27 protein-coding genes are annotated in these 25,341 nt (G+C 60.2%); 14 read left to right on the top strand and 13 right to left on the bottom strand.

From position 1 onward, the window contains the following. Positions 1-204: 204 nt before the first annotated feature. The gene (gene queC, locus AC07VV_RS12830; protein WP_495036414.1) at positions 205-903 is read left to right on the top strand and encodes a 7-cyano-7-deazaguanine synthase QueC; all 699 of its coding nucleotides are present in this window, start codon (positions 205-207) and stop codon (positions 901-903) included. Positions 904-976: 73 nt separating this feature from the next. Here queC and AC07VV_RS12835 read toward each other — a convergent pair whose 3' ends face one another. Further along, positions 977-1,855 (bottom strand): queuosine precursor transporter, encoded by an 879-nt coding sequence (locus tag AC07VV_RS12835; protein WP_085733783.1) that lies wholly within the window; start codon positions 1,853-1,855, stop codon positions 977-979. Continuing rightward, on the bottom strand, positions 1,845-2,444 hold the full coding sequence (locus tag AC07VV_RS12840; protein ID WP_495036415.1) for a helix-turn-helix transcriptional regulator: 600 nt from the start codon (positions 2,442-2,444) through the stop codon (positions 1,845-1,847). Before AC07VV_RS12840 ends, AC07VV_RS12835 begins: the two co-directional genes overlap by 11 nt. A gap of 552 nt (positions 2,445-2,996) precedes the next feature. On the opposite strand from AC07VV_RS12840, the gene glyA reads away from it, so the two are divergent. Further along, positions 2,997-4,346, top strand: a complete 1,350-nt coding sequence (glyA, locus tag AC07VV_RS12845; protein WP_495036416.1) for a serine hydroxymethyltransferase — start codon at positions 2,997-2,999, stop codon at positions 4,344-4,346. Between the two features lie 94 nt (positions 4,347-4,440). On the opposite strand, the gene AC07VV_RS12850 is transcribed toward glyA, so the two are convergent. From AC07VV_RS12850 to AC07VV_RS12880, 7 genes are all read right to left on the bottom strand, one after another. Then, complete coding sequence (locus AC07VV_RS12850) at positions 4,441-5,859, bottom strand: amino acid permease (RefSeq protein WP_495036417.1); 1,419 nt, start codon at positions 5,857-5,859, stop codon at positions 4,441-4,443. A gap of 847 nt (positions 5,860-6,706) precedes the next feature. After that, positions 6,707-7,924: a 23S rRNA pseudouridine(2605) synthase RluB gene (rluB, locus tag AC07VV_RS12855; RefSeq protein ID WP_495036418.1), complete on the bottom strand. Its 1,218-nt coding sequence runs from the start codon at positions 7,922-7,924 to the stop codon at positions 6,707-6,709. A 155-nt stretch (positions 7,925-8,079) separates the two neighbouring features. Continuing rightward, positions 8,080-8,271, bottom strand: coding sequence for a DUF1289 domain-containing protein (locus AC07VV_RS12860; RefSeq protein ID WP_495036419.1), 192 nt, complete (start codon positions 8,269-8,271; stop codon positions 8,080-8,082). A gap of 2 nt (positions 8,272-8,273) precedes the next feature. Beyond that, positions 8,274-9,299, bottom strand: a complete 1,026-nt coding sequence (gene scpB / locus AC07VV_RS12865) for an SMC-Scp complex subunit ScpB (protein WP_495036420.1) — start codon at positions 9,297-9,299, stop codon at positions 8,274-8,276. Positions 9,300-9,310: 11 nt separating this feature from the next. Further along, the gene (locus AC07VV_RS12870; protein ID WP_096822223.1) at positions 9,311-10,129 is read right to left on the bottom strand and encodes a segregation and condensation protein A; all 819 of its coding nucleotides are present in this window, start codon (positions 10,127-10,129) and stop codon (positions 9,311-9,313) included. Further along, entirely contained in the window at positions 10,130-10,759 is a 630-nt protein-coding gene (locus AC07VV_RS12875; RefSeq protein ID WP_096822250.1) for an L-threonylcarbamoyladenylate synthase, read from the bottom strand. Between the two features lie 13 nt (positions 10,760-10,772). Next, positions 10,773-11,636, bottom strand: a complete 864-nt coding sequence (locus AC07VV_RS12880; protein WP_096822224.1) for a PHP domain-containing protein — start codon at positions 11,634-11,636, stop codon at positions 10,773-10,775. An 87-nt stretch (positions 11,637-11,723) separates the two neighbouring features. Between AC07VV_RS12880 and AC07VV_RS12885 the strand changes: the two genes are divergently transcribed. The 6 genes from AC07VV_RS12885 to AC07VV_RS12910 all read left to right on the top strand — a co-directional run bounded on the left by AC07VV_RS12885 (position 11,724) and on the right by AC07VV_RS12910 (position 15,837). Continuing rightward, positions 11,724-12,320 carry a septation protein A gene (locus tag AC07VV_RS12885; RefSeq protein WP_495036421.1) on the top strand — a complete coding sequence of 199 codons (597 nt, stop codon included), beginning with the start codon at positions 11,724-11,726 and terminating at the stop codon, positions 12,318-12,320. Between the two features lies 1 nt (position 12,321). After that, complete coding sequence (locus tag AC07VV_RS12890) at positions 12,322-12,621, top strand: YciI family protein (protein ID WP_096822226.1); 300 nt, start codon at positions 12,322-12,324, stop codon at positions 12,619-12,621. A gap of 121 nt (positions 12,622-12,742) precedes the next feature. Continuing rightward, on the top strand, positions 12,743-13,153 hold the full coding sequence (locus tag AC07VV_RS12895; protein ID WP_096822227.1) for an SH3 domain-containing protein: 411 nt from the start codon (positions 12,743-12,745) through the stop codon (positions 13,151-13,153). A 7-nt stretch (positions 13,154-13,160) separates the two neighbouring features. After that, positions 13,161-13,838: a response regulator transcription factor gene (locus AC07VV_RS12900; RefSeq protein ID WP_096822228.1), complete on the top strand. Its 678-nt coding sequence runs from the start codon at positions 13,161-13,163 to the stop codon at positions 13,836-13,838. Between the two features lie 141 nt (positions 13,839-13,979). Next, positions 13,980-14,429 (top strand): Spy/CpxP family protein refolding chaperone, encoded by a 450-nt coding sequence (locus AC07VV_RS12905; protein ID WP_085733794.1) that lies wholly within the window; start codon positions 13,980-13,982, stop codon positions 14,427-14,429. 67 nt (positions 14,430-14,496) lie between these two features. Continuing rightward, a complete protein-coding gene (locus tag AC07VV_RS12910; protein ID WP_273541063.1) occupies positions 14,497-15,837 on the top strand; it encodes a sensor histidine kinase in 1,341 nt (446 codons plus the stop codon). A 14-nt stretch (positions 15,838-15,851) separates the two neighbouring features. On the opposite strand, the gene AC07VV_RS12915 is transcribed toward AC07VV_RS12910, so the two are convergent. Next, positions 15,852-16,418, bottom strand: coding sequence for a nitroreductase family protein (locus AC07VV_RS12915; protein WP_096822230.1), 567 nt, complete (start codon positions 16,416-16,418; stop codon positions 15,852-15,854). Positions 16,419-16,539: 121 nt separating this feature from the next. Here AC07VV_RS12915 and AC07VV_RS12920 point away from each other — a divergent pair, with 121 nt between their 5' ends. Then, a complete protein-coding gene (locus tag AC07VV_RS12920; protein ID WP_096822231.1) occupies positions 16,540-17,994 on the top strand; it encodes a TrkH family potassium uptake protein in 1,455 nt (484 codons plus the stop codon). Here AC07VV_RS12920 and AC07VV_RS12925 read toward each other — a convergent pair. Further along, the gene (locus AC07VV_RS12925; RefSeq protein ID WP_495036422.1) at positions 17,951-19,012 is read right to left on the bottom strand and encodes an AraC family transcriptional regulator; all 1,062 of its coding nucleotides are present in this window, start codon (positions 19,010-19,012) and stop codon (positions 17,951-17,953) included. The genes AC07VV_RS12920 and AC07VV_RS12925 overlap by 44 nt on opposite strands. 167 nt (positions 19,013-19,179) lie before the next feature. On the opposite strand from AC07VV_RS12925, the gene AC07VV_RS12930 reads away from it, so the two are divergent. Both AC07VV_RS12930 and AC07VV_RS12935 read left to right on the top strand, forming a co-directional pair. Further along, complete coding sequence (locus AC07VV_RS12930; protein ID WP_096822233.1) at positions 19,180-19,491, top strand: Mpo1-like protein; 312 nt, start codon at positions 19,180-19,182, stop codon at positions 19,489-19,491. A gap of 24 nt (positions 19,492-19,515) precedes the next feature. Beyond that, on the top strand, positions 19,516-20,106 hold the full coding sequence (locus AC07VV_RS12935; RefSeq protein ID WP_495036423.1) for an HD domain-containing protein: 591 nt from the start codon (positions 19,516-19,518) through the stop codon (positions 20,104-20,106). A 14-nt stretch (positions 20,107-20,120) separates the two neighbouring features. Here AC07VV_RS12935 and AC07VV_RS12940 read toward each other — a convergent pair whose 3' ends face one another. Beyond that, a complete protein-coding gene (locus AC07VV_RS12940) occupies positions 20,121-20,936 on the bottom strand; it encodes a UDP-2,3-diacylglucosamine diphosphatase (protein WP_007958385.1) in 816 nt (271 codons plus the stop codon). 132 nt (positions 20,937-21,068) lie between these two features. Here AC07VV_RS12940 and AC07VV_RS12945 point away from each other — a divergent pair, with 132 nt between their 5' ends. Together AC07VV_RS12945 and AC07VV_RS12950 are read left to right on the top strand one after the other, a co-directional pair. Further along, positions 21,069-21,833, top strand: a complete 765-nt coding sequence (locus tag AC07VV_RS12945) for a helix-turn-helix transcriptional regulator (protein ID WP_495036424.1) — start codon at positions 21,069-21,071, stop codon at positions 21,831-21,833. A gap of 72 nt (positions 21,834-21,905) precedes the next feature. Continuing rightward, on the top strand, positions 21,906-22,799 hold the full coding sequence (locus AC07VV_RS12950) for a DMT family transporter (protein WP_096822236.1): 894 nt from the start codon (positions 21,906-21,908) through the stop codon (positions 22,797-22,799). Here the strand turns inward: AC07VV_RS12950 and AC07VV_RS12955 are convergent. Further along, a complete protein-coding gene (locus AC07VV_RS12955; protein ID WP_493158803.1) occupies positions 22,793-23,080 on the bottom strand; it encodes an Rdx family protein in 288 nt (95 codons plus the stop codon). The two genes, AC07VV_RS12950 and AC07VV_RS12955, sit on opposite strands and share 7 nt — an antisense overlap. Before the next feature lie 71 nt (positions 23,081-23,151). On the opposite strand from AC07VV_RS12955, the gene AC07VV_RS12960 reads away from it, so the two are divergent. Further along, on the top strand, positions 23,152-25,341 hold the full coding sequence (locus AC07VV_RS12960; protein ID WP_102620311.1) for a patatin-like phospholipase family protein: 2,190 nt from the start codon (positions 23,152-23,154) through the stop codon (positions 25,339-25,341).

A 25,341-nucleotide genomic window follows, 5' to 3' on the forward strand; every position in this document is an offset into this window, starting at 1 on the left:
TATACACGGCGACTATCAGGCGAAACGGGCAGGCGAAACGGGAAAACGTCCGGGAGAAATGCCCCGTCAACATGGGGGCATTAATCAGTGCCAACGAGCGCCGTACTCCGTAGAATATCGCCACGGCAATGAGCAACCGAGACATGCACCCCTCGATTATTGTTCAAACATTGCACTTACCCTATCAATGCAGGAAGCATATCCATGAGCAATAAAGCAGTTATCGTTTTTAGCGGCGGGCAGGATTCAACAACCTGCTTGATCCATGCCTTGACCCACTACGATGAAATCCACTGCATCACGTTTGACTATGGCCAGCGCCATCGCGCAGAAATTGAAGTTGCACAGCAACTGGCAAAAGAACTTGGTGTGACAATCCACAAGACCATGGATGTGTCACTGCTGAATGAACTGGCCATCAGCAGCCTGACGCGCGACAACATTCCAGTCCCGACCATCAATAGTTCAGGAGAAAGTCTGCCGAGTACTTTCGTGCCCGGCAGGAACATCCTGTTTTTGACTCTGGCTTCCATATATGCGTACCAGGTTCAGGCCAAGACCGTCATTACCGGTGTTTGCGAAACAGACTTCTCTGGCTACCCGGATTGCCGAGATGACTTTGTCAAGGCACTGAACAAAGCCCTTGAACTGGGTATGGATTATAAATTGACCCTGGACACTCCGCTGATGTGGCTGAACAAAGCGGAAACCTGGGCGCTGGCTGATTACCATAACCGGCTGGAGTTTATTCGCGACCAGACACTGACCTGCTACAACGGCATAAAAGGTAACGGCTGCTCCAATTGCGATGCCTGTAATCTTCGTGCCAAAGGCCTGAATGAGTTCCTGAATAACAAAGATCAGGTTGCGCACAGCCTGAAAGCAAAACTGAATTTGAACTGAGTATTCAACTGCACAGCAACAAGCGCTCACCTGGAATGACGGTAACGACCTACCCGGTGAGCGCCACTCTGCATTACTGCGCCTGACTGCCCGTCAAGTATTTCTTGAACAATGCCCTTGCCCCGTAGGCAGGCAAGACATTAAAGAAAGCGAAGCCAACCTTTATCGCAATCTGAACGTAGATCATGTTCAGTATCGCGCTGGTTTCCATCGCGCCATAAAATGCGATGAAGCAGAAAAGAAAGCTGTCGATGATTACCGCAAACAACGTACTTAAAAACACGCGCAAAAACAGGAATCTGGAGTTCGTGAGCTCCTTGATTTTGCACAACAGATACGAGTTGATGTTCTCGGAAACCAGAAACGAAACAGAAGAGGCTACCAGGACAGAAGACAACTGGCTGATAACGTCATTGTAAGGCCCATCGAGTTTCCAACCCGGCAGCCCGGGGAGATGAGTCGTGATGGCCAGCAAAATGATGATTGCCGCATTGCTGATGAAAGCAAAGAGAATCGCTTTTCGCGCCAGTCTGAGACCGAACGTCTCATTCAACAGATCGACGATCAGAAAGGTCAACGGATAAAGAAAGGTACCCGGCGTTACGATAATATCAAAGTATTCCAGATAGATCGGTTTGGTCGCGGCGATACTGGTAAAGATGTACAGCGTAAACAACATGAGGTTCAGAATGATATAAATCATCCAGGAACTCTCATGACGATCATTCAGATCATAGGCAGTGAGCGTCCCTCCCTGGGAATAAAACTTCTTGTACAGGTTTTTGACTTCTATCTTGTTCAGATTGTCCATAATCTCACTATTCAACACTTCACTCAGTTTTATTTTAATAATCTTGCCGGTCGCAATGACCATGATGACGGCCAGGCTTTTTCCATTTTCAAACCCCAATAGCTTGTACTTGCTGTTTTCCATTTCAACACTACAACCCATTAAATCGTTCCTCGATTATATCCCCGACAACATAAATGCGATCCATAGCAACGCTGATCTCTTTGGTTATAAGCAGCCTGTTTGTGATCTTGTCATACACCAGCTTTTCCCTGTCGCCGGTCGACGAACCTTTCTGCACGATCAATAGATCGCCTGGCTCATGTAAACCATTGATCTCGTTTTCCAGCAGCACACCTATCAAGTTGAAGGAGGTGCCGAAATAATAAGTCAACGGGTAAATCGTGGCCAACTCGCCTATCCTTTTATCCAGACTCTGGATAACCAGGCTCTCTTTTATGATAGGCACTGCCGCCGGGTTCATATTCCCCTGCGGAGAAATACTGCTTTCTATTATTTCCTTCTCTTCAAAATCGATCGTTTCTATTTCTTCATAAGAAACGCCAAAAAAATCAGAAATCTTGCGAACCGTGGACTGCTGTACGTTGACCACCTTCCCTTCGAGAATATTATAGATGGTGGTTCGGGTCAGGCCACTGGAGTTGCACAAGGACAGCTGCGTCTCCCCACGACTTTTAATCAAGTACTTGATGTTGTTTTTCAGATTCTCCGATCTTTCTCTTCTGTGCATGAAGTGCTTACCATCCATTTATAACTGTAATTGACATCACACCCCGAGCACTCATTCATGGATCACTCAAGTGAAGTGGGTCATTACAGTTGCATCCGTATCAAAGCCGCGCGCGATCATAGCATCCTCCCTCCTTGAGTGACTAAACGACACCGCATAGTCCAGGTGAGCAAAATCTGTACTGACTTGTTAGTTCTCCTTGTCGTCACCCGTGACACCCGGAAAGTCACGCCTGCCGAGCTGCAGTTTTACACCCTTCAGGGGGACAAAAAGAATCATTTTATTTGAACAATGTTCATTTTTCTGATTAATCTTGTAGCGTTCCCAAGCAAAAAACCTATGATGCATCCGGCGATACTCTCCTCACGGTTACGAGCAGAGGTCATGAAAACCGGCTGTTTATACAGGCTTTAGTTTTGCGCGCATCGCCGCCAGAACACGGATCGGCCTGTATGGCGTTTGGCAGAACATGGACGCAGGTACGCACACGCAAGACCAGGGAAGGCGCGCGGTTGTTCGTTGCGCGCAACAAACAGGGAAGGAATACAGACAATGCCAGTCAATACCGAACAGCTTACGAACCAGGCCGACTTACTGCGACGAGGCCTGGCGGATCTTCGGGCGGAAGACGCCGAACTCGCACAGATCCTCGACGCTGAAGTCACGCGTCAACACCGGACTCTCTCGCTGGTCTCCTCCTCTTGCGCAGTCAAGCCTCGCACTTTGGTGGCATCGGCGTCGGCGCTGGTCAACGTGACGGCCGAGGGCATGCCCGGCAGGCGCTATAACGCCGGGTGCGAGAACGTCACCCGGGTCGAGTCGCTGGCCATCCGAAGAGCCCGGGAGCTGTTCGACGCCCAGTACGCCAACGTGCAGTCACATTCGGCGTCGAACGCCAACTACCAGGTGCTCACCGGCCTGCTTGAGCCGGGGGATACGCTGCTGGGAATGGCCGTCGAACACGGAGGTCATCTCACCCATGGCAACAACGCCGCGTTTTCGGGCGACCACTACAAGGCGATCCAGTACGGCACGACCGCCGAAGGCGTGATCGATTACGACAACGTACGCCGACTGGCCCTCGACCACCGCCCGCGCATTATCATGTGCTGCGCCACCGCCTATTCACAGGTTGTGGACTTCGAACGGTTCCGCGAGATAGCCGATGAGGCCGGGGCCATCCTGCTCGCTGATATTTCGCACATCGCCGGACTGGTTGCCACCGGGCGACATCCGAGCCCGATCAACGTTGCACACGTCACCACGACCTGCACACACAAGCAACTCATGGGCCCCCGCGGCGGCCTGATCCTTTCCGGCCGGGACGCGAACACCAAGGTACCCGGCCTGAGGACGACCTTCAGTCGTGCCCTTGATCAAGCCGTGTTTCCCGGAATGCAGGGCGCGCCGGCCGTCAACATGATCGCGGCCAAGGCGGCGGCACTGGGCTATGCAAGGTCGGCAGAGTTCGACGCCTACATGGCGCGGATCCGGAGCACGGCCGATGAGTTCGCCAGTGCGTTTCAGGCACATGACTACGAGGTCGTGGGCGGGCGCAGTGAGAACCACGCGGTTCTGCTGCGGTTGCGCAGCGGCATCACCGGCGCCATTGCGGAGTCAGCGCTGGAGCACTGCGGGATCATCGTCAACAAACACCGCGTCCCCGGCGAAACCCGATCATCCCTCGTGACCAGTGGGCTGCGCATCGGCACCGGCTCCATCGCGCAACGCCACATCGACGCCCGGGGATGCCGGCAGATTGTCGATCTGATGTGCCGGATTCTGGACAATGTGACGCCGCTCGGCGAGCAGGACTACACGCTGGAGCCCGCGCTGAGGGAGCAATTCCGCTTGCAGACCGAAGCGCTGTGCACGCTGTATCCCATCGCTGACTACGCATAGCAGCTGGAGTGGCTCGCAACTCGGAGAAGCGTCCATAATCTGCAAGCACAAAAAACCCGGCACTTGGCCGGGTTTGTTGTTTCTGCAGCGTCGCTTATTTGGAAGCGCTTGCTGCAGACAGTGCCTGCTGCGCACCACGCTTGTTCTTGATCACGTAGCAGACCCACATGAACACGACCCACACCGGAATCGCGTACACCGAGATCTGGATGCCCGGGATCAGCAGCATCACACCCAGAATGAACGCGACGAACGCCAGGCAGATGTAGTTGCCATACGGGTACCACAGCGCCTTGAACAGCGGCTTCTGGTTGGTCTTGTTCATGTGCTGGCGGAACTTGAAGTGCGAGAAGCTGATCATCGCCCAGTTGATCACCAGCGTTGCAACCACCAGCGACATCAGCAGTTCCAGCGCGTGTTGCGGGATCAGGTAGTTGAGCAGCACGGCCACCAGCGTGACCGCCGCCGAGGCCAGGATCGAACGCACCGGCACGCCGCGCTTGTCGATCTTCGCCAGACCTTTCGGCGCATCGCCCTGCTCAGCCATGCCCAACAACATGCGGCTGTTGCAGTAGGTGCCGCTGTTGTACACCGACAGCGCGGCGGTCAGGACCACGAAGTTGAGGATGTGCGCGGCGGTGCTGCTGCCGAGCATCGAAAACACTTGCACGAACGGGCTGCCGCTGTAGGAGTCGCCCGACGCGTTGAGGGTTTCCAGCAGGCTGTCCCATGGGGTCAGCGACAGCAGGATCACCAGTGCGCCGATGTAGAAAATCAGGATCCGGTAGATCACCTGGTTGATCGCTTTCGGGATCACGGTTTTCGGCTTGTCGGCTTCGGCTGCGGTGAAACCGAGCATTTCCAGACCACCGAAGGAGAACATGATGATCGCCATGGCCATCACCAGACCGCTGACGCCGTTCGGGAAGAAGCCGCCGTGGGACCACAGGTTGCTGACCGACGCCTGCGGACCGCCATGGCCGCTGACCAGCAGATAGCTGCCCAGGGCAATCATGCCGACGATTGCCACGACCTTGATGATCGCGAACCAGAACTCGGCTTCACCGAAGACTTTGACGTTGGCCAGGTTGATCGCGTTGATCAGCACGAAGAAGGCGGCCGCAGTGACCCAGCTCGGGATCTCCGGTGCCCAGTAGTGAATGTACTTGCCGACCGCGGTCAGCTCCGACATGCCCACCAGGATGTACAGGATCCAGCAGTTCCAGCCCGACAGGAAACCGGCAAAGCCGCCCCAGTACTTGTGCGCAAAGTGGCTGAAGGAGCCGGCCACCGGCTCTTCGACGATCATCTCGCCGAGCTGGCGCATGATCATGAAAGCGATGAAGCCGCAGATGGCATAGCCGAGGATCATCGACGGGCCGGCGGATTTCAGCACCCCGGCCGAGCCGAGGAACAATCCGGTACCGATCGCGCCGCCGAGGGCGATCAGTTGAATGTGGCGATTTTTCAGGCCGCGTTTCAGCTCGCCTGATTGCGAGTTTTGTCCACTCATGAAAAAGGTCTCACGCAAGGTTTGATGATGTTCAGTAGACGTTGCTGCAAGGTTGCGATTTCAACCAACCTTGATCAAACCCCAGCGCAGGCACCAGGAATTCAGCTTTTTTACAACGGTCATGCGTCACCTGTTTGTTTTTATCTGTGACGAAATCGAACCCGACACGCTCGTGACGCGACGGAGTGAACAAGACGGATAGCCTTGAGGTATGCGCGATTACGCAGAGGGTCACAGTTAAAACGCGGCGCATTGTACACCGCTAACCCCCTGCTGCCAGACCCCGCTGGATCAGCGTGTCGGTTGCCGGGATTGCGTGTGTCCGCCCCGAGAGGCCCGGGCGGCTGCAAAAATTGAGTCAGGCCTTTGCAGGCCATCGGCGTGGACGATGGAAAATCCGTCCCACGTAGAGAAGTGAAAATGGATATCGGCGTTCATTGCGCCTCCTTCTTGTTATGCACCTGCACGACAGGCATGGGGCGCATCTCACCTCTCAAACGAGCCTGAAACAAGCACGCCAGAGCCCTGCGCAAGGCCCGGCGGGCCTGGCTCCGGCAGATTTTCCTTACAGCCTGACAAAGGCACCCGATTCACGGGACTGCGACGGCTTTTTCGTAAATATTCACTGACAGTGCGTAACGTAAAGTTTCCACTCCAGACCCGTCGAAGCCGGGTGCGACAATTGACGTTAGCTGGCTAACTATTTGAAAGGCCCTAAGTTTTTTGTTTTAAAACAAGAAAAAAACACCCGAAAAAAAGAAATAAAAAGTCCAAAAAAAAACGCCAACCCTGAGGTTGGCGTTTCTGTTTTCAGCTTGAAGCTTGCCGCTTGAAGCTTACAACTGCCTTATTCAGGCTTCTTGCGACCGAAACCCGGACGCTGGCCGGAACCGGCCGGGGCGCCACGACGCTTGCCCGACGGTTTGTCATCGTCAGCCAGTTTGATGCCTGGACGCTTCGGCGCAGGCTTGGCCGGGCGCTTGGTGTCGACTGGACGATCCGCCACCGGCGTACCGCGACCGGCCGGAGCACCACGTTCGCCACGCTCGGTACGGCCATTGGCCGGACGCGGAGCGCGCTCGCCATCACGTGCTGCAGGCTTGCGACCTGGACGCTCGCCTTCGATCTGCGGCTCTCGCACTTGACGCGGGCCGGCAGCCGCCGGTGCACCGTTCGCCGGACGCAGGGTACGCACGCGCTCGGTACGAGCCATCGGGCGCGACGACTTGCGCTGCATGCGGTCGAGCTTGTCTTTGCTCTTGGCGTTCAGTTGCGGCATGGCCACCGGGGTCAGGCCGACTTCAGCACTCAGAATATCGACTTCGTACTGGCTCATTTCGCGCCAGCGGCCCATCGGCAGGTCGGAGTTGAGGAACACCGGACCGAAACGCACGCGCTTCAGACGGCTGACCACCAGCCCCTGGGATTCCCACAGGCGACGCACTTCACGGTTGCGACCTTCCATCACCACGCAGTGATACCAGTGGTTGAAGCCCTCGCCACCCGGTGCCTGTTTGATGTCGGTGAAACGCGCCGGGCCGTCTTCCAGCACAACGCCGGCCTTCAGACGTTCGATCATCTCGTCATCGACTTCACCACGTACACGCACCGCGTACTCACGGTCCATCTCGTAGGACGGGTGCATCAGGCGGTTGGCCAGCTCACCGTCGGTGGTGAACATCAGCAGACCGGTGGTGTTGATGTCGAGACGACCGATGTTGATCCAGCGCCCTTCTTTCGGACGCGGCAACTTGTCGAACACGGTCGGACGGCCTTCCGGGTCGTCACGGGTGCAGATCTCGCCATCGGGCTTGTTGTACATGATCACGCGGCGGACCGACTCGGCAGCCTCTTCACGCTTGATGACCTTGCCATCAATGGTAATTGCATCGTGCATGTCGACGCGCAGGCCGAGGGTGGCGTCTTTGCCGTTGACCTTGATCCGGCCCTGGCTGATCCACGCTTCCACGTCACGGCGCGAGCCGACGCCGATACGGGCGAGGACTTTCTGCAGTTTTTCGCCTGCTGGGCCGATTTCCTGGTCGTCTTTCTGGTTGTCACTCATCTGGGCACCTCCCGGTGTGATCTGTTCAGCGGCTCAGGATTGAGCCCGCTGAAACGTTGAAATCTGGGTTTTCGGGCGAAGGGATCGCCGAAGGGTCGCGAATCATACGCGGATGTGGTCGCGCGCGCATCAGAGACTAGTCGATCAGGGCAAGGTTATTTCTTTTTCCGCCGACCGGTGGCACCGAGCTTGATCAGACGCAGCGAAGCTTCGGCGAGCACCGTGCGCTTGTCGTCCTTGTCGAGTTTCTTCCAGGCCCTGATCTCGCGCTTGCTGCGACCGCAGCCAAGGCAAACGTCGTCGCTGAACTTGCAGAGGCTGATGCACGGGTCTTTGGTTGAGTTCATGCTCAATCTTCGAACTCGCGGCGTTCGGCTTCGATGGCCTCGGCCAGTGCCCGGGCTTCGGCTTCTTCTTCGCTCAGTTCTTCCTCAGGTTCTGGTGCGGATTGTTCGAGGCGGGCGACGGCGGCCAGCAGTTTTTCCCGGGCTTCGGCCACGCCGAGCACATCGTCTTCCTGCTCGGGCTCGGGCTCGGGCTCAAACTCAGGCTCAAATTCCGATTCAGGCTCAAAATCGGCCTCCGGCTCTGCTTCGGGCTCGACCGGCGCTTCGACCGAATCGGACTCAAACCCCGACGGCATCGGCTCGCCATCCGCAACATCACGCAGCAGATCGTCGAAGTCGGTCTTGATCCCCTCCTCCATGCTGTCCAGTTCCAGCAGCAGCGTGTGGAAACTGGTTTCCTCCTTCGGCTCTTCCGGCTCGGCGCTGGCATCTGCCAGTTCCTGCAAGCCCGGCGGCACCGGAGCGTCGTCGAAGTCGAGCACCGGATCCGGCTCGATCTCACGCAACTCGGCCAGCGGCGGCAGCTCGTCGAGGCTCTTGAGGTTGAAGTGATCGAGGAACAGCTTGGTGGTGGCGAACATCGCCGGTTTGCCCGGCACGTCGCGGTAACCGACGATGCGGATCCACTCACGCTCCATCAGCGTCTTGACGATGTTGGTGTTGACCGCCACACCCCGCACGTCTTCGATCTCGCCCCGGGTGATCGGCTGGCGATAGGCAATCAACGCCATGGTTTCCAGCAGCGCTCGGGAATAACGCTGCGGGCGCTCTTCCCACAGTCGGCCGACCCATGGCGCGAACTTCTCGCGAATCTGCAGGCGATAGCCGGAGGCAACCTCCACGAGCTCGAACGCACGCCCCTCGCAGGACTTGCCGAGCAGGGTCAGGGCTTTCTTGAAGACCGGCGGCTCCGGCCGTTCGCCTTCCTCGAACAACTCGTACAGGCGCTCAAGGGTTTGCGGCTTTCCCGAGGCCAACAGAAAGGCTTCAAGCAGGGGCGCCAGCTCGCGGGGTTCACTCAGGTTCATATCGGGACTCGTTATTCGGCTCGGGCTCGCACGTGGATCGCGGCGAACGGCTCATTCTGCACCAGCTCGACCAAGGATTCCTTGACCAGTTCAAGGATCGCCATGAAGGTCACCACCACACCGAGCCGGCCTTCCTCGGCGGTGAACAGCTCGACGAACGGCACAAACCCGGCCCCCTTGAGCCGTTCCAGCACATCGCTCATGCGTTCGCGGGTGGACAGTGCCTCGCGGCTGACCTGATGGCTTTCGAACATGTCGCCACGGCGCAGCACTTCGGCCATGGACATCAATATTTCTTCCAGCGCCACGTCCGGCAACAGCTTGCGCGCCCGGGCTTCCGGGGCGTCGAGCTTGGGCACGATCACGTCGCGACCGACCCGACTCAGACCGTCGATGCCTTCGGCAGCGGCCTTGAAGCGTTCGTATTCCTGCAGGCGACGGATCAGTTCGGCGCGCGGGTCGTCCTCTTCCTCTTCGACGGTTTCGGCCCGGGGCAGCAGCATCCGCGACTTGATCTCGGCCAGCATCGCCGCCATCACCAGATACTCGGCGGCCAGCTCCAGGCGCACCGACTGCATCAACTCGACATAGCCCATGTACTGGCGGGTGATTTCCGCCACCGGGATGTCGAGGATGTTGATGTTCTGCTTGCGGATCAGGTACAGCAGCAGGTCAAGCGGGCCTTCGAAGGCTTCGAGGAAGACTTCCAGGGCGTCCGGCGGGATGTACAGGTCCAGCGGCATTTCCGTGACGGCCTGGCCATAGACCATGGCAAACGGCAGTTCCTGCTGGGCACCGGCCTGGGGATCAACGGTTTCCACTGCGGACATTCAGGCCTCGACCATGAACGGAGCCGGATCGCCGCAACCGACGCGGACCACTTCCGGATCGTCGCCCGTCAGGTCGATCACGGTGGAGGCCTTGATGCCGCCGAAACCGCCGTCGATGATCAGGTCGACCTGATGCTCGAGCAACTGGCGCATTTCGTACGGATCGCTCAGCGGGTCTTCATCGCCGGGCATGATCAGGGTCACGCTCATCAGCGGCTCGCCCAGTTCGGCGAGCAACGCCAAGGCGATCGGATGGCTCGGCACCCGCAAGCCGATGGTGCGCTTCTTCGGATGCAGCAACAGCCGTGGCACTTCGCGGGTGGCGTTGAGAATGAAGGTGTAAGGTCCCGGCAGATGGGCTTTCAGGATGCGAAAGGTGCCGGTGTCGATCTTGGCGTAATTGCCCAGTTGCGACAGGTCGCTGCAGATCAGCGCGAAGTTGTGCTTTTCGTCGAGCTGACGCAGGCGTCGAACGCGCTCGATGCCATTCTTGTCGCCGATCTGGCAACCGATTGCGTAGGAAGAGTCCGTTGGATAGACCACCACCCCGCCTTTGCGGATGATTTCGACGGCCTGTTTGATCAGGCGCGCTTGCGGGTTTTCCGGATGGATCTGGAAAAATTGACTCACATTCTCTACCTGTTCAGACGGCGGCAATAACTGTGTCATGTTTGAACCGACACCACAGGGGTGGAAGGTCCTCCGGCACCGGCCGGTACTGGCCGATCTCGGACCAGCCACCAGGGCCATGGAAATCACTGCCGGCGCTGACCAGCAGACCGAACTCACGGGCAAGGATTGCAAGGCTGCCCACCTGTTCCGCAGGCTGATGACCGTTGACCACTTCGATCGCATGCCCGCCCGCTTGAATATAGTCGGCAATCAGCTTTCGGCGCTTGCTGCGCGTGAAATCGTAGTGCCAGGGATGCGCCAGACTGACCCACGCCCCGGCGGCGCGCAGCGTGCCGACGGTGTCTTCGAGGGTCGGCCAGTGTTGCTTGACGTCCCCCAGCTTGCCGGCGCCGAGCCATTTGCGAAACGCCTCGGCGCGATCCTTTACAAAACCTTCACGCACCATCCAGTCGGCGAAATGCGGACGGGCCGGCGCGTTGCCGCTGTCCCCCAGTTCCTGCTGGATCTGCCGTGCGCCGTCGAGCGCATTCGGCATGCCCTTGAGGGCGAGCTTGCGGCTTATTTCTTCAGACCGTAGCCAGCGGCCATCGTGCAGCTTCGCAATCGCCTCGACCAACGGCGCGGCGTTGACGTCGAAGCCGTAACCCAGCACATGAATGGTCGCGCCGCCCCAGGTGCAGGACAGCTCGACGCCGTTGACCAGTTGCATCCCCAGCTCCGTGGCCGCAATGCGCGCTTCGGCAAGGCCTTCGAGGGTATCGTGATCGGTCAGGGCCAGGACTCGCACGCCGTTCTCGAACGCACGCGCAACCAGTGCCGCAGGCGCCAGGGCGCCATCGGAGGCCGTGCTGTGGCAGTGCAAATCAACATTCACGGGGATGTGTAACCTCAAATCAGCTGGCGCTATCGCGCGCCCATATGTTTGTTATTATGCCGCCACATCCAGCTTCTGGCTCTCACTGTGAAACAATTCATCGATTTCATCCCGCTTCTGCTGTTCTTCATCGCCTACAAACTCGATCCACGCACCGTCGACGTCGCCGGTCATGAGTTGACGGTGGGCGGCATTTACAGCGCCACCGCCGTGCTGATCATCAGCTCCCTGGTGGTCTACGGCGCGCTCTTCATCAAGCAGCGCAAGCTGGAAAAGAGCCAGTGGCTGACCCTGATCGCCTGCCTCGTGTTCGGCAGCCTGACCCTGGCCTTCCACAGCGAAACCTTCCTGAAATGGAAAGCCCCGGTGGTCAACTGGCTGTTCGCCCTGGCCTTCATCGGCAGCCACTTCATCGGTGATCGTCTGCTGATCAAGCGCATCATGGGCCACGCGGTGAGCTTGCCGGACGTGGTCTGGACCCGTCTGAACATCGCCTGGATCTGCTTTTTCCTGTTCTGCGGTGCGGCCAACCTGTTCGTCGCCTTCACATTCCAGAGCTATTGGGTCGACTTCAAGGTGTTCGGCAGTCTGGGCATGACCGTGCTGTTCATCATCGCCCAAGGCATTTACATGTCGCGGCACCTGCACGACGCCGATACCACAACACCAAAAACCGAGGACTGACATGCTCTACGCAATCATTGCCACCGACGTCGCCAACTCCCTGGACGCGCGTCTCGCCGCCCGCCCGGCGCACCTTGAACGCCTGCAAGTGCTCAAGGGCGAAGGCCGCATCGTCCTGGCCGGCCCGCACCCGGCCGTCGACAGCAATGATCCGGGCGCTGCGGGTTTCACCGGCAGCCTGATCGTCGCCGAATTCGACTCCCTGAGCGCTGCGCAAGCCTGGGCCGATGCCGATCCGTACATCGCCGCCGGTGTCTACGCCAATGTTGTCGTGAAGCCGTTCAAGCAAGTTCTGCCGTAACTTTCCCCCGCCCGTGTCTCCACGCGATGAACCTTGTCGGTTCATCGCGTTCTCAATCGCTCATTATTCTCGTTTGCCGGCCGACAACCTGCCCAATATCCATTTGGTAACAGGAGTCGCGATGCGCAAGGGTCCGTTGTGTCTGATGTTGGTCACGTTGTCGATCGTGGCGCCCGCCCATGGTGTAGAAACCACCGAAAGCGGCAACTCCACGCCGCTTTCGTTGAGCGCCGGCAGCCAGATCACCGAGTTGCAGCAGCGCCTGAAGGCCAGCGAGCAGCAGCGGGAAGAACTGAGCAAACAACTGCAAGATGCCGACAACACCCGTGAAAGCGCCCAGCTTGCCCGGTTGCGCCAAGAGAACCAGCGCCTGAAGCTGCAACTCAAGGAAGCCCAGGCCAGCCCGCTGCCGCGCCTGCTGACCGAACAGCAGCAATGGTTCGTCACCGGTGCCGGGGTAGCGCTATTGGCCCTGCTCTGCGGTATCTTTGCCAGTGGTGCAAGTCGAAAACGTCGACAATGGCTAAATTGAGTGAGTCATGAGCGAGCTGTTACTGATTGATGATGACGAGGAGCTGTGTGAGCTCCTGAGCAGTTGGCTGAGCCAGGAAGGCTTTCAGGTCCGTGCGTGTCACGACGGCCAGAGCGCCCGCAAGGCACTGGCCGAAACCGCGCCCGCTGCCGTGGTGCTGGACGTGATGCTGCCCGATGGCAGCGGTCTGGAACTGCTCAAGCAACTGCGCAACGACCACCCCGATCTGCCGGTGCTGATGCTCTCGGCACGCGGCGAGCCGCTGGATCGCATCCTCGGCCTGGAGCTGGGCGCCGACGATTACCTGGCCAAACCGTGCGACCCGCGCGAACTCACCGCGCGCCTGCGCGCCGTGCTGCGCCGCAGTCATCCGGCGGCCGTCTCGACCCAACTTGAGTTGGGTGATTTGAGTTTCAGCCCGGTGCGTGGCGTGGTCAGCATCGACGAGAAGGAATTCACCCTCACCGTTTCCGAGAGCCGCCTGCTCGAAGCCCTGCTCAAGCAACCCGGCGAGCCGCTGGACAAACAGGAACTGGCGCAGATCGCCCTCGGCCGCAAGCTGACCCTGTACGACCGCAGCCTGGACATGCACGTCAGCAACCTGCGCAAGAAGATCGGCCCCCACGCCGACGGCCGCCCGCGCATCGTCGCCCTGCGCAGCCGCGGCTACTATTACAGCCTCTGAATCCCCGCACCCGGACGCTTTGTCAGTTTGATGACAAAGCGTCTTTACCCAAGCTTTACCCAGCACTGACCGCCGCTGACCTTGATCTCCGTAATCTGGACTCATCCGGAACGTACCGGGAACGAGACAAGGAGATACACCATGCGCAAGACTCTTATCGCTCTGATGTTCGCTGCCGCTCTGCCAACCGTCGCCATGGCCGTGCCGCAGGATGGTGGCCCGATGGGTGGGCCGGACGGTGGCTGGCGCCACGGCGGTCAGATGCACGGCATGCACGGCAAAGGCCCGTACAGCCAGTTGGACCTGTCCCGCGAACAGCGCGAGCAGATCCGCAAGATCATGGGCGAGCAGATGCACGAACGTAAGCAGACGGTCGAGAAATACCTGGAGAAACTCTCGCCAGCCGACCAGAAAGCCATGAAGGACGAGATGGCGGCCAACCACAAGAAAGCCGAATCCGATGTCCGCGCCGTGCTGAAGCCGGATCAACAGAAGAAATTCGACGAGATCCAGAAGAAACAGGCCGAGCGTCGCGCCGAATGGGCTGAATTCAAGGCCTGGAAAGCGCAACAGCCGCAAAAGGCGCAATAATGCTCTAGCGTCACGCCCCAACCCAACGGCTCACCGCCGTTGGGTTTTCTTTGTTTGAGGACTTTCCGTGCGTTCATTGTTCTGGCGTATTCTCGCAAGCTTCTGGCTGGCCATCGCTCTGGTTGCAGGGCTTTCCATTCTGCTGGGGCACATGCTCAACCAGGACGCGTGGATCCTCAGCCGCCATCCGGGCCTCAACACCCTGGCCGCCGACTGGACGCAGACCTACGAAGCCCAGGGCGAAGACGCTGCCCAGGACATCCTCGAACAACGCAAACGCCAATATCACATCGACGTGCAAGTGCTGAACGAAAGCGGCGACCCGGTGGTGCGCGGCACCTTCCCCCGTCGCGCAGCCGCCTTCGAAGCACGGCAGAACAACGACGACCGACGCCTGCCATGGCGACGTCTGACCGATGAATTCACCAGCGAAAAAAGCGGCGACACCTACCTCTTTATCTACCGCATCCCGCACCCGGAACTCGACGCCTGGCACCGCGAAAGCCTGCTCTGGCCATTGAGTGCGCTGGGAATCGCGCTGGTGGTGCTGACCCTGTTCAGCCTGCTGGTGACCTTCTCCATCACCCGTCCGCTCAGCCGTTTGCGCGGGGCGGTGCACGATCTGGGACAAACCACCTATCAGCAGAACAGCCTGGCGAAACTGGCCAACCGCCGCGATGAGTTTGGCGTGCTCGCCAACGATTTCAACCGCATGGGCGCACGCCTGCAAAGCCTGATCGGCAGTCAGCGCCAGTTGCTGCGCGACGTGTCCCACGAGTTGCGTTCACCGCTGGCACGGCTGCGCATCGCGCTGGCATTGGCCGAACGGGCGAGCCCGGAAGAACGGGAAAAGCTCTGGCCACGCCTGACCCGCGAGTGCGATCGGCTGGAAGCGTTGATCAGTGAAATCCTGGTACTGGCGCGGGTCGACGCCGACAACGCCAGCGCCGAAGCCGTGGATCTGAATGCCCTGCTGGGCTCTCTGCAAAAGGACGCACAACTCGGTTCGCCCGAGCAGACCGTTCGCCTGGAGGCCGAGCCGCAACTCAACATGACGGGGTGGCCGACCATGATCGAGCGCGCCGTGGACAACCTGCTGCGCAATGCTCAGCGCTTCAACCCGGTGGGGCAGTCGATTGAAATGCAGGCTTCACGTCAGGGCGAGCGAATCGTGGTCAGCGTGCGCGACCACGGGCCGGGGGTGCAGGCCGAGCATTTGAGCCAGTTGGGCGAACCGTTTTATCGGGCGCCGGGGCAAACCGCTGCCGGGCATGGCCTGGGCCTCGCGATCGCCCGGCGAGCGGCCGAGCGACATGGCGGGACACTGGTGCTGGCCAATCACCCGCAGGGCGGATTTGTGGCCAGTCTTGAGTTGCCGCTGGAACCGGGGGCCGTTGTCCAGCCCTGATGTCAGTTGCAGCGTCAGGCTTTACCCGGCCAGGCACTGACAAACTCAGCCAGATCAACCTTCTCGGCTACCCGCGGTTCTTTCTGCGGCGTACCGAGATAAAGGAACGCAATCACCTCCTCGCCATCCGTCAGCCCCAAACCCTTGGCGACATGTTTCGAGTAAGCCAGATCACCGGTGCGCCATACCGCGCCAATCCCCTGCGCGTAGGCCGCCAGCAGAATCCCGTGCGCCGCACAGCCCGCCGCCAGCAATTGTTCAGCCTTCGGGTATTTGACGTGTTCCTGCAACTTGGCGATGACCACCACCACCAGCGGCGCCCGCAGCGGGCCGTTGCGCGCCTTGTCGATCATCGCTTCGGTGACTTCGCCTTCCTGCATCTGCGCCGCTTCGGCCAGCAACTCGCCCATCTGCTCACGCGCCGCGCCTTCGACGGTCAGGAAGCGATACGGCTGCAAATGGCCGTGATCCGGTGCACGGGTCGCGGCGGCAAACAGCACTTCGCGCTGTTCGGCGGTGGGGGCCGGATCGATCAGTCGTGGAACGGAAACACGGTTGAGCAAAGCGTCGAGAGCCTGCATCGGCCACCTCCTGAAAAAAATGTCCGGCTATTCTAGCTGCAAGTGATCCGGCCGCGTCGGTTTACATGCCTTGCCCCGCAGGTAGAATGGCGCCCTTCCTACATCAGCCCGAGCGGACTTCATGGCGTTGCCGACCTTACGGATCATTGGTTTCATCATCGGCATCTTCCTGATCACCCTGGCCATCGCCATGGTCGTGCCCATGGCCACCCTGGTGATTTTCGACCGCACCGGCGATCTGCCGTCGTTCCTCTGGGCGAGCATGATCACCTTCCTCGCCGGCCTCGCGCTGGTGATTCCCGGGCGCCCGGAACACATTCACCTGCGTCCCCGCGACATGTACCTGCTGACCGTCACCAGTTGGCTGGTGGTGTGCATTTTTGCCGCGCTGCCGTTTCTGCTGACCCAGCACATCAGTTACACCGACTCGTTCTTCGAAAGCATGTCCGGCATCACGGCCACCGGCTCGACCGTATTGAGCGGGCTGGACACCATGTCCCCGGGCATCCTGATGTGGCGCTCGCTGCTGCACTGGCTCGGCGGCATCGGCTTCATCGGCATGGCGGTGGCGATTCTGCCGCTGCTGCGTATCGGCGGCATGCGCCTGTTCCAGACCGAATCCTCGGACCGCTCGGAAAAGGTCATGCCCCGCTCGCACATGGTGGCGCGGCTGATCGTGGCGGCGTACGTGGGCATCACCATTCTCGGCAGCCTGGCGTTCTGGTGGGCGGGCATGAGCCCGTTCGATGCGATCAACCACGCGATGTCGGCGATCTCCACTGGCGGTTTCTCGACCTCCGACCAATCCCTGGCCAAGTGGACGCAACCGGCGGTGCACTGGGTGGCAGTGGTGGTGATGATCCTCGGCAGCCTGCCGTTCACCCTGTACGTGGCGACGCTGCGCGGCAATCGCCGGGCGCTGATCAAGGATCAACAGGTGCAGGGTTTGCTCGGCATGTTGCTGGTGACCTGGCTGGTGCTCGGCACCTGGTACTGGTGGACCACCAACCTGCATTGGCTGGACGCATTGCGCCATGTGGCGCTGAACGTGACGTCAGTGGTCACCACCACGGGGTTTGCGCTGGGCGACTACAGCCTGTGGGGCAATTTCTCGCTGATGCTGTTCTTCTATCTGGGCTTCGTCGGCGGTTGTTCCGGCTCGACGGCGGGCGGGATCAAGATCTTCCGTTTCCAGGTCGCCTACATCCTGCTCAAGGCCAACCTTAACCAGCTGATTCACCCGCGCGCGGTGATCAAGCAGAAGTACAATGGTCATCGCCTCGACGAGGAAATCGTCCGGTCGATCCTGACGTTCTCGTTCTTCTTCGCCATTACCATCTGCGTGATCGCCCTGCTGCTGTCGCTGCTGGGCGTGGACTGGATGACCGCGTTGACCGGCGCCGCCAGCACCGTGTCCGGTGTCGGCCCGGGGCTGGGCGAAACCATCGGCCCGGCCGGCAACTTCGCCAGCCTGCCGGATGCGGCCAAGTGGATTCTGTCGTTCGGCATGCTGCTCGGCCGACTGGAGATCATTACGGTGTTTGTGCTGTGTATTCCGGCATTCTGGCGTCACTGATCGCGTTCGGCGCCTCCAGCAACCGCGCCCGGTAATCGCCGGGCGTGGTGTCGAACCAGCGGCGGAAGGCACGGAAGAAATTGCTCGGGTCGGCGAACCCCAGCAGATAGGCGATCTCCAGCAAGGTCATGCTCGGCTGCGCCAGGTATTGCTCGGCGAGCTCTCGGCGCGTGTCGTCGAGCAACTGCTGAAAACTGGTGCCCTCCTCCTGCAACCGCCGTTGCAAGGTGCGCTGCGACAAGTGAAGGGTCTGCGCCACCGTATCGCGCTTGGGCTCGCCCTGAGGCAACAGACGGCACAACACCTGGCGCGCTTTGTGGGTCACGCGGCTTTCGGAAAACCGCGCCAGATATTCCCCGGCAAACCGGTCGTGCAGCAGCGCCATCGCCTCGTTGGCGGTGGGCAGCGGCGCCTCCATGTCGGCGCGTTCGAAGATCAGCGCGTCATACGGCGCGTTGAACACCAGCGGAGCATGGAAGGCTTGTTTGTAGGGTTGAAGATCATCGGGCTCGTCGCCCTGCACCAGCACTTTGCGTGGGTGCAACGTGCGCCCGGTCAGCCAGCCGCACAGCGCCAGTGCGCAGGCCAGCGAGGCTTCGGCACTTTGCCGGGTCGGCGGCAGATGATCGCCGTGCACCGTCAGAATCAGCGCATAACCTTCGTCGAGCAGACGAAAACTCAAGTCGGCACTTTCGGCAATGATCCGCTGATAACGCACCAGTCGCTGAAAACCTTCGGCCAGTGTGTTGCTGGACATCAGCGCGTAGCCCGCGACATGAAACGAGGCCGGTCGCACTACTTTGCCCATGTTCAGACCGATGGCGGGATTGCCGGACAGCTCGACCGCCCGTTGCCAGAGTCGGGTCATGGAATCCTGCGGGAAGCGTGCGTCCGGATCCTCCAGCGCCGCGTAGTCGAGCCCCAGCTGTTTGAACAGAACCCGGCAATCCAGGCCGTCCATTTCCAGTGCTTTGACAATCCCCATCGCCCAGCTTGCAGATGTCGTTCGTTCGCTCATGGCGTTTTTTCTTGGATGACATGGTGAGCCGCATACTACGGCCGATTTCCCAAGGATAGTAAAGTGGCGCCGATTGTCACTGGCCGACGCCAATGATCACTCTAGACTCAAATAAGCTACCCGCCGAACAACTTGCAATCAGAACAATAACCACAGAGATCGCGGTCGTGGAAACCATCAAGCCTTTCAACAGCTTCGCCGAGTTCTATCCGTATTACCTCAGCGAACACAGCAACAGCACCTGCCGTCGCCTGCATTTCATCGGGACGACGCTGGTGATCTTCATTCTCGCGATGACCATCGCCAAGGGCGCCTGGCTACTGTTGCTGGCCCTGCCGCTGGCCGGCTACAGCTTCGCCTGGGTCGGCCATTTCTTTTTCGAGAAGAACCGGCCGGCAACATTCCAGCATCCGTTCTACAGCCTGCTGGGGGATTTCGTCATGTACCGCGACATGATTCTGGGCCGCGTGGCGTTCTAGAAACCCTGACCAAGAGGATTGCCGATGAATGCCACTGCCCGTTTCACCCATATGAAGGACGGCACGCAGGAAGACTGGGCGATCATCGCGGCGGACTTCAGCGCCTACGCCCGTCAACTGCCGGGCCGGATCATGGCGCACCTGAAATTGCTCGAAGGTGATTTCGGCGGGTTTCCGGTGGATCGCCTGACCCACTCGCTGCAAACCGCCACCCGCGCCTGGCGCGATGGGCGCGACGAGGAATACGTGGTCTGCGCCCTGCTCCACGACATCGGCGACACCCTTGGCTCCTACAATCACCCGGACATCGCCGCCGCCATTCTCAAGCCGTTCGTCAGCGCCGAAAATCTGTGGATGGTGGAAAAGCACGGGATCTTCCAGGGCTACTACTTCTTCCATCACCTGGGCATGGATCGGCACCTGCGCGAGCAGTTCAGCGGTCATCCGCAATATCAGGCGACCGCGGAGTTCTGCGCGAAATACGACGCGGCAGCGTTCGACCCGGACTACGACACGCTGCCGCTGAACTTCTTCGAACCGATGATGGAACGCCTGTTCGCCCGGCCGAAGAACTCGATCTACAAGGCCGCGATGGAAGAACACGCCCCGGCCTGAGTTGATCTGGACACTCAGGCCAGCTCGGCAACCTTGGCCGCTTTCAGTTCGGCCTCCCGCGCCTGCGCATCGGCCAGGCGATACAGCTCGATCGTGCCGTCCCAGTGTTCGATCAGCGCCGTGCACGACTCCACCCAGTCACCGCAATTGAGGTAATCCACCTCGCCGACCTTGCGGATCTCGGCGTGGTGAATGTGCCCGCAGACCACACCGTGCAACTCACGCTTCACGCATTCATGGGCGATGGCTTCTTCGAAGTCGCTGATGAAGCTCACCGCCGTCTTCACCTTGTGCTTGAGATAGGCCGACAGCGACCAATAGCCGTAACCGTATTTCGCCCGCCAGTGATTGAGCCAGCGATTGAGGGTCAGGGTGAATTCGTAGGCCGAGTCGCCGAGAAAGGCCAGCCAGCGGTGATAACGGGTGATCACGTCGAACTGGTCGCCGTGGATCACCAGCAAATGCCGGCCATCGGCCGTGACGTGCACCGCTTCGTCGACCAACTGGATGTTGCCCAGGATCAGTTTCGAATAGCGACGCAGGAATTCGTCATGGTTGCCAGTGACGTAAATCACCTCGGTGCCGCGCTTGCTCATGGTCAGCAAGCGGCGGATCACGTTGGTGTGCGCCTGGGGCCAGTACATGCCGCCGCGCAGTTTCCAGCCGTCGATGATGTCGCCGACCAGGTAGATCTTGTCGGCGTGATAGCCCTTGAGAAATTGCGACAGATGCTCGGCCTGGCAATCCCGCGTGCCCAGGTGCACGTCGGAAATCCACAAGGTGCGAACCCTTTGTTTACGACTGGGTCTGGCGAGCTCGGCGCTGGTCATGGGCAACCCTCTGCGATGTTTTCGCCACTGTGCGCGAGCCCGGTTAATCGACCATGACAGGCGTGCGTCAGTCTTGTGACAAACGCGTCGCCCCTGCGCCGGTGTAGACTGGCAGCTCGCCCGGAGACCGCCATGCCACCGATCCTGACCCTGCGCCATTACACCCACGACCTGATCGTCCACAGTCACGACCACGCGCAACTGGTGTTCGGCCTGTCCGGCGCGCTGGATTTCGAAGTCGAAGGGCATGGCAGCCAGGTATTGCAGCAGAGCTTCGTGGTGATTCCTTCCGGCGCGCATCACGCCTGCGGCAGCCCCAAGGGCAGCCGCTGTCTGGTGCTGGACGTGCCCGACGAGCAATGGCTGACCCGTTCGCTGGGCGATCACGCCGAGGCCAGCCGCCGCCTGCTGGACAGCGCCGCGCGTCTGTCGCTGGATGCCGGCCAGGGCCAACTGGTCAATTGGCTGGCGAACAGTCCGGTGGACGATCCGTTGATTGCGCAACAAGGCGCGGTGTTGTTGCTGGCCAGCCTGAATCACGCGCAACCTGCCGAGGTCTGCGCCCGTCGCCTGCCCTACGCGGCCCTCGATGCGCACATCGAGCAGTACGCGGCCTATCCGCTGCAAGTCGCGGATCTGGCGCGTGTCGCCGGGCTATCCAGCGCCAGATTGCATGCGCGGTTCGTCGCCGAATGCGGGCAGACACCCATGGACTACATTCGCAGTCGACGGCTGCATAAGGCCGTCACGCTGTTGCGGGAAACCATGCTACCCATCGGGGAAGTGGCCAGCCGTGTCGGCTATGGATCGCAAAGCGCGTTCTCGGCCGCCGTCCTGCGTGAGTTTGGTACCTCTCCTACACAATTGCGACGCGAGGCTGACGACAAAAGTCGATAGTCTGCCGACAGACTTTTCAGCCGCTACACGCTTCAATGTGTGCCTGAAATGGTGTTTGAAAAAAGGACTGCAATGACTCCCCGTACTGCCCTCGGCGCCCTGCATATCGGCGCATTGATGTTCGGCCTGACCGGCGTCTTCGGCAAACTCGCCGCCGCAACGCCGGCGGTCATCGTCTTTGGACGGGCCGCCTTTGCCGTTCTTGCGCTGGCGTTCTTTGCCCGTTTCGCCAGCCAGCACGGCTGGCAAAAACTGCAAGCCGTGGACTGGCGAAGACTGGCCCTGAGCGGTGTGCTGTTGGCCGGTCACTGGGTGAGTTTCTTCATTGCCGTGAAGGTTGCCGGCGTCGCGGTGGCCACTCTGGGTTTCGCCAGTTTCCCGGCCTTCACGGTCATCCTCGAAGGGTTGATCTTCCGCGAACGCATCCGTGCCAACGAAATCATTCTGGTGGCGCTGGTCAGTGTCGGTCTGGTGCTGGTGACCCCGGCGTTCGACCTGGCCAGCGGCGCCACTACCGGCCTGCTTTGGGCGATCCTCTCCGGCCTGCTGTTTTCCCTGCTGTCGCTGACCAACCGTGCCAGTTCCGGGCGCATCCCGGCAGTGCAGGCAGCGCTGTGTCAGAACGTGGTGGTAGCGCTGTGTCTGCTGCCGGTGGCGGCGCCGCAACTGAGTGAAGTGCGCGCCATCGACTGGCTGTGGATCGCCCTGCTCGGTGTGTTCTGTACCGGCGTCGCCCACAGCCTGTTCGTCGCCAGTCTCGCCGTGATCAAGGCGCGAACTGCGGCGGTGGTGTTCGCCATGGAGCCGGTTTACGGCATTACCGTCGCGTGGCTGCTGTTCGATGAAAACCCGACTCTGCGGATGCTGCTCGGCGGCGCGCTGATCATCGTCGCCATCGTTGTGTCGAGCCAGATGTCAGGCAGCGCCAGCAAAAAAACGGTGGAGGCCGAGGCTGCATCTCACTGAGTGCGGTCGTTGTGGCCGAGGTCGCGGTCAGGGTCGATCTGGTCGCGGACTCGCTGCTTGAGCACCTTGGCCTCGGGGAAGCCACCGTCGGCCTTGCGCTCCCAGATCTGCACATCGTTGCAACTGATGTGAAAGATCCCGCCGGTGCCCGGCACCAGTGACACTTTGCCAAGGTCGTCGCCAAAAGTACTGAGCAACTCCTGCGCCAGCCACGCGGCGCGCAGCAGCCACTGGCACTGCGTGCAATAAGTGATGACGATTTCCGGTTTTGTGGCGGTCATGATCGTTGAAACTCCTGAGCCAGAGGGCGCCGCTATAATAGCCGGCTTTAACGCTTGCCCCGAGACTCACAATGCGTCGTCTGCTGATCTGCCTTTTGCTTGGTTTCCTTCCTCTGTTCGTTCATGCCAGTGAAGCGCCGCGACCGAAAGTCGGCCTGGTGCTGTCCGGCGGTGCGGCCCGCGGGCTGGCGCACATCGGCGTGCTCAAGGCGCTGGAAGAGCAAGGCATCAAGATTGATGCGATTGCCGGCACCAGCATGGGCGCAGTGGTCGGTGGCCTCTACGCCTCGGGTTACAAGATCGACGAACTGGAAAAACTCGCCCTGAGCATCGACTGGCAGCAGGCCCTGTCCGATGCTCCACCCCGGGAAGACGTACCGTTTCGGCGCAAGCAGGATGACCGCGATTTTCTGGTGAAGCAGAAACTGAGCTTTCGCGACGACGGCAGCCTCGGCCTGCCACTGGGGGTGATTCAGGGACAGAACCTGGCGTTACTGCTGGAAAGCCTGCTGGCCCACACCAGCGACACCCGTGATTTCGACAAGCTGCCGATCCCGTTCCGCGCCGTGGCCACCGACATCGCCAACGGCGAAAAAGTTGTGTTTCGCAAAGGCCATCTGCCCCAGGTGATCCGCGCCAGCATGTCGATCCCGGCGGTGTTCGCCCCGGTCGAGCTCGATGGCCGGCTGCTGGTGGACGGCGGCATGACCGACAACATCCCCCTCGATGTGGCCCGGGAAATGGGCGTCGACGTGGCCATCGTGGTCGACATCGGCACCCCGCTGCGCAACCGCAAGCAACTGACCACCGTGGTCGATGTACTGAACCAGTCGATCACCCTGATGACCCGGCGCAACTCCGAAGAACAATTGGCGGCGCTGCACCCGAATGACGTCCTGATCCAGCCGCCGCTGGCCAGTTTCGGCGCCACCGATTTCGGTCGTGCCGAGGAAATGATCGATGCCGGTTACCGCGCCGCCAAGGCCCTCGACGCCCGCCTCGCCCGATTGAAGCCCGCCGTGTCTCAGGACGCCGAGCTCAATGCCGCCCGCGCACCGGGCCAGCGCACGCCGATCATCACCGCGATCAGGGTCGAGAACGACTCGAAAGTCGGCGACGACGTGATCCGTTACTACATCCGCCAGCCCATCGGCGAGCCGCTGGACCTTGGGCGCCTGCACTCGGACATGGGCACCTTGTACGGCCTGGATTACTTCGAACAGGTGCAATACCGCGTGGTGCACAAGGGCCAGGAACACACCTTGGTAATCAGCGCCCGGGGCAAGCGCAGCGGCACCGACTACTTGCGGGTCGGCTTGAACCTGTCGGACGACATGCGCGGCGACAGCGCCTTCAACCTCGGCGCCAGCTACCGAATGAACGGCATCAACCGCCTCGGCGCCGAATGGCTGACCCGGGCGCAGATCGGCGACAAGCAGGAACTCTATACCGAGTTCTATCAGCCGCTGGACGTCGGCTCGCGCTACTTCGTCGCACCGTATGCAGCGTTCGAAGCCCAGAACGTCGACTCTGTGCTCGACAACGATCCGATCGCCCAATATCGGGTCGAGCGCTACGGCTTCGGCCTCAATGTCGGCCGCCAGATCGGCAACAACGGCGAAATCCGCTTCGGTGTCGGCGAGGCCTGGGGCAAAGCGGATGTGCGAATCGGCGATCAGAATCTGCCGAGCGAACACTTCAACGAAGGGTTCTATGCGCTGAAGTACTCGTTCGACTCACTGGACAATGTGTACTTCCCCCACGACGGCAAGGACATCAGCCTGACCCTGATGCAATTCGAACCGAGCCTGGGTTCCGACACGCGCTACCGACAGTGGGAATTCAAACTGGACAAGGCCATGAGCAGCGGGCCGAACACGCTGATTCTGGGCGGTCGTTACGGACGCACCCTGGACGATGCGAATGTGGTGACGTCAAGCTTCCTGCTGGGCGGCGCCCGACAACTGTCCGGTTTCCGCGAAGATGCCATCTCCGGGCAGAACGTCAGCCTGATGCGGGCGGTGTATTACCGCCGTCTGACACCCCGCGCTTACCTGCCGCTGGATTTCCCGCTGTATGCCGGCGGCTCGCTGGAGCGCGGCCGGGCCTGGAACAACGACAACGAGTTCGACAGCGGCTACATCAATGCGGCCAGCGTTTTCATCGGTTTCGACACACCGCTGGGGCCGCTGAATTTCAGCTATGGCCTGAACGATGCCAACGAACAGGCGGTTTACCTGAATCTGGGTCAGACCTTCTGA

The sequence above is a fragment of the Pseudomonas sp. GW821-FHT02C04 genome (genome assembly GCF_059421845.1).

Bases quoted from the DNA above. Each gene is read 5' to 3' on its own strand.
- AC07VV_RS12925 (WP_495036422.1), bottom strand. From the start codon at position 19,012: ATGAGCGAACGAACGACATCTGCAAGCTGGGCGATGGGGATTGTCAAA.
- AC07VV_RS12835 (WP_085733783.1), bottom strand. From the start codon at position 1,855: ATGGGTTGTAGTGTTGAAATGGAAAACAGCAAGTACAAGCTATTGGGG.
- AC07VV_RS12900 (WP_096822228.1), top strand. From the start codon at position 13,161: ATGAGCGAGCTGTTACTGATTGATGATGACGAGGAGCTGTGTGAGCTC.
- AC07VV_RS12935 (WP_495036423.1), top strand. From the start codon at position 19,516: ATGAATGCCACTGCCCGTTTCACCCATATGAAGGACGGCACGCAGGAA.
- AC07VV_RS12955 (WP_493158803.1), bottom strand. From the start codon at position 23,080: ATGACCGCCACAAAACCGGAAATCGTCATCACTTATTGCACGCAGTGC.
- AC07VV_RS12840 (WP_495036415.1), bottom strand. From the start codon at position 2,444: ATGCACAGAAGAGAAAGATCGGAGAATCTGAAAAACAACATCAAGTAC.
- AC07VV_RS12850 (WP_495036417.1), bottom strand. From the start codon at position 5,859: ATGAGTGGACAAAACTCGCAATCAGGCGAGCTGAAACGCGGCCTGAAA.
- queC (WP_495036414.1), top strand. From the start codon at position 205: ATGAGCAATAAAGCAGTTATCGTTTTTAGCGGCGGGCAGGATTCAACA.
- AC07VV_RS12860 (WP_495036419.1), bottom strand. From the start codon at position 8,271: ATGAACTCAACCAAAGACCCGTGCATCAGCCTCTGCAAGTTCAGCGAC.
- AC07VV_RS12950 (WP_096822236.1), top strand. From the start codon at position 21,906: ATGACTCCCCGTACTGCCCTCGGCGCCCTGCATATCGGCGCATTGATG.
- scpB (WP_495036420.1), bottom strand. From the start codon at position 9,299: ATGAACCTGAGTGAACCCCGCGAGCTGGCGCCCCTGCTTGAAGCCTTT.
- AC07VV_RS12940 (WP_007958385.1), bottom strand. From the start codon at position 20,936: ATGACCAGCGCCGAGCTCGCCAGACCCAGTCGTAAACAAAGGGTTCGC.
- AC07VV_RS12945 (WP_495036424.1), top strand. From the start codon at position 21,069: ATGCCACCGATCCTGACCCTGCGCCATTACACCCACGACCTGATCGTC.
- AC07VV_RS12960 (WP_102620311.1), top strand. From the start codon at position 23,152: ATGCGTCGTCTGCTGATCTGCCTTTTGCTTGGTTTCCTTCCTCTGTTC.
- AC07VV_RS12915 (WP_096822230.1), bottom strand. From the start codon at position 16,418: ATGCAGGCTCTCGACGCTTTGCTCAACCGTGTTTCCGTTCCACGACTG.
- AC07VV_RS12905 (WP_085733794.1), top strand. From the start codon at position 13,980: ATGCGCAAGACTCTTATCGCTCTGATGTTCGCTGCCGCTCTGCCAACC.
- glyA (WP_495036416.1), top strand. From the start codon at position 2,997: ATGCCAGTCAATACCGAACAGCTTACGAACCAGGCCGACTTACTGCGA.
- rluB (WP_495036418.1), bottom strand. From the start codon at position 7,924: ATGAGTGACAACCAGAAAGACGACCAGGAAATCGGCCCAGCAGGCGAA.
- AC07VV_RS12890 (WP_096822226.1), top strand. From the start codon at position 12,322: ATGCTCTACGCAATCATTGCCACCGACGTCGCCAACTCCCTGGACGCG.
- AC07VV_RS12895 (WP_096822227.1), top strand. From the start codon at position 12,743: ATGCGCAAGGGTCCGTTGTGTCTGATGTTGGTCACGTTGTCGATCGTG.
- AC07VV_RS12920 (WP_096822231.1), top strand. From the start codon at position 16,540: ATGGCGTTGCCGACCTTACGGATCATTGGTTTCATCATCGGCATCTTC.
- AC07VV_RS12870 (WP_096822223.1), bottom strand. From the start codon at position 10,129: ATGTCCGCAGTGGAAACCGTTGATCCCCAGGCCGGTGCCCAGCAGGAA.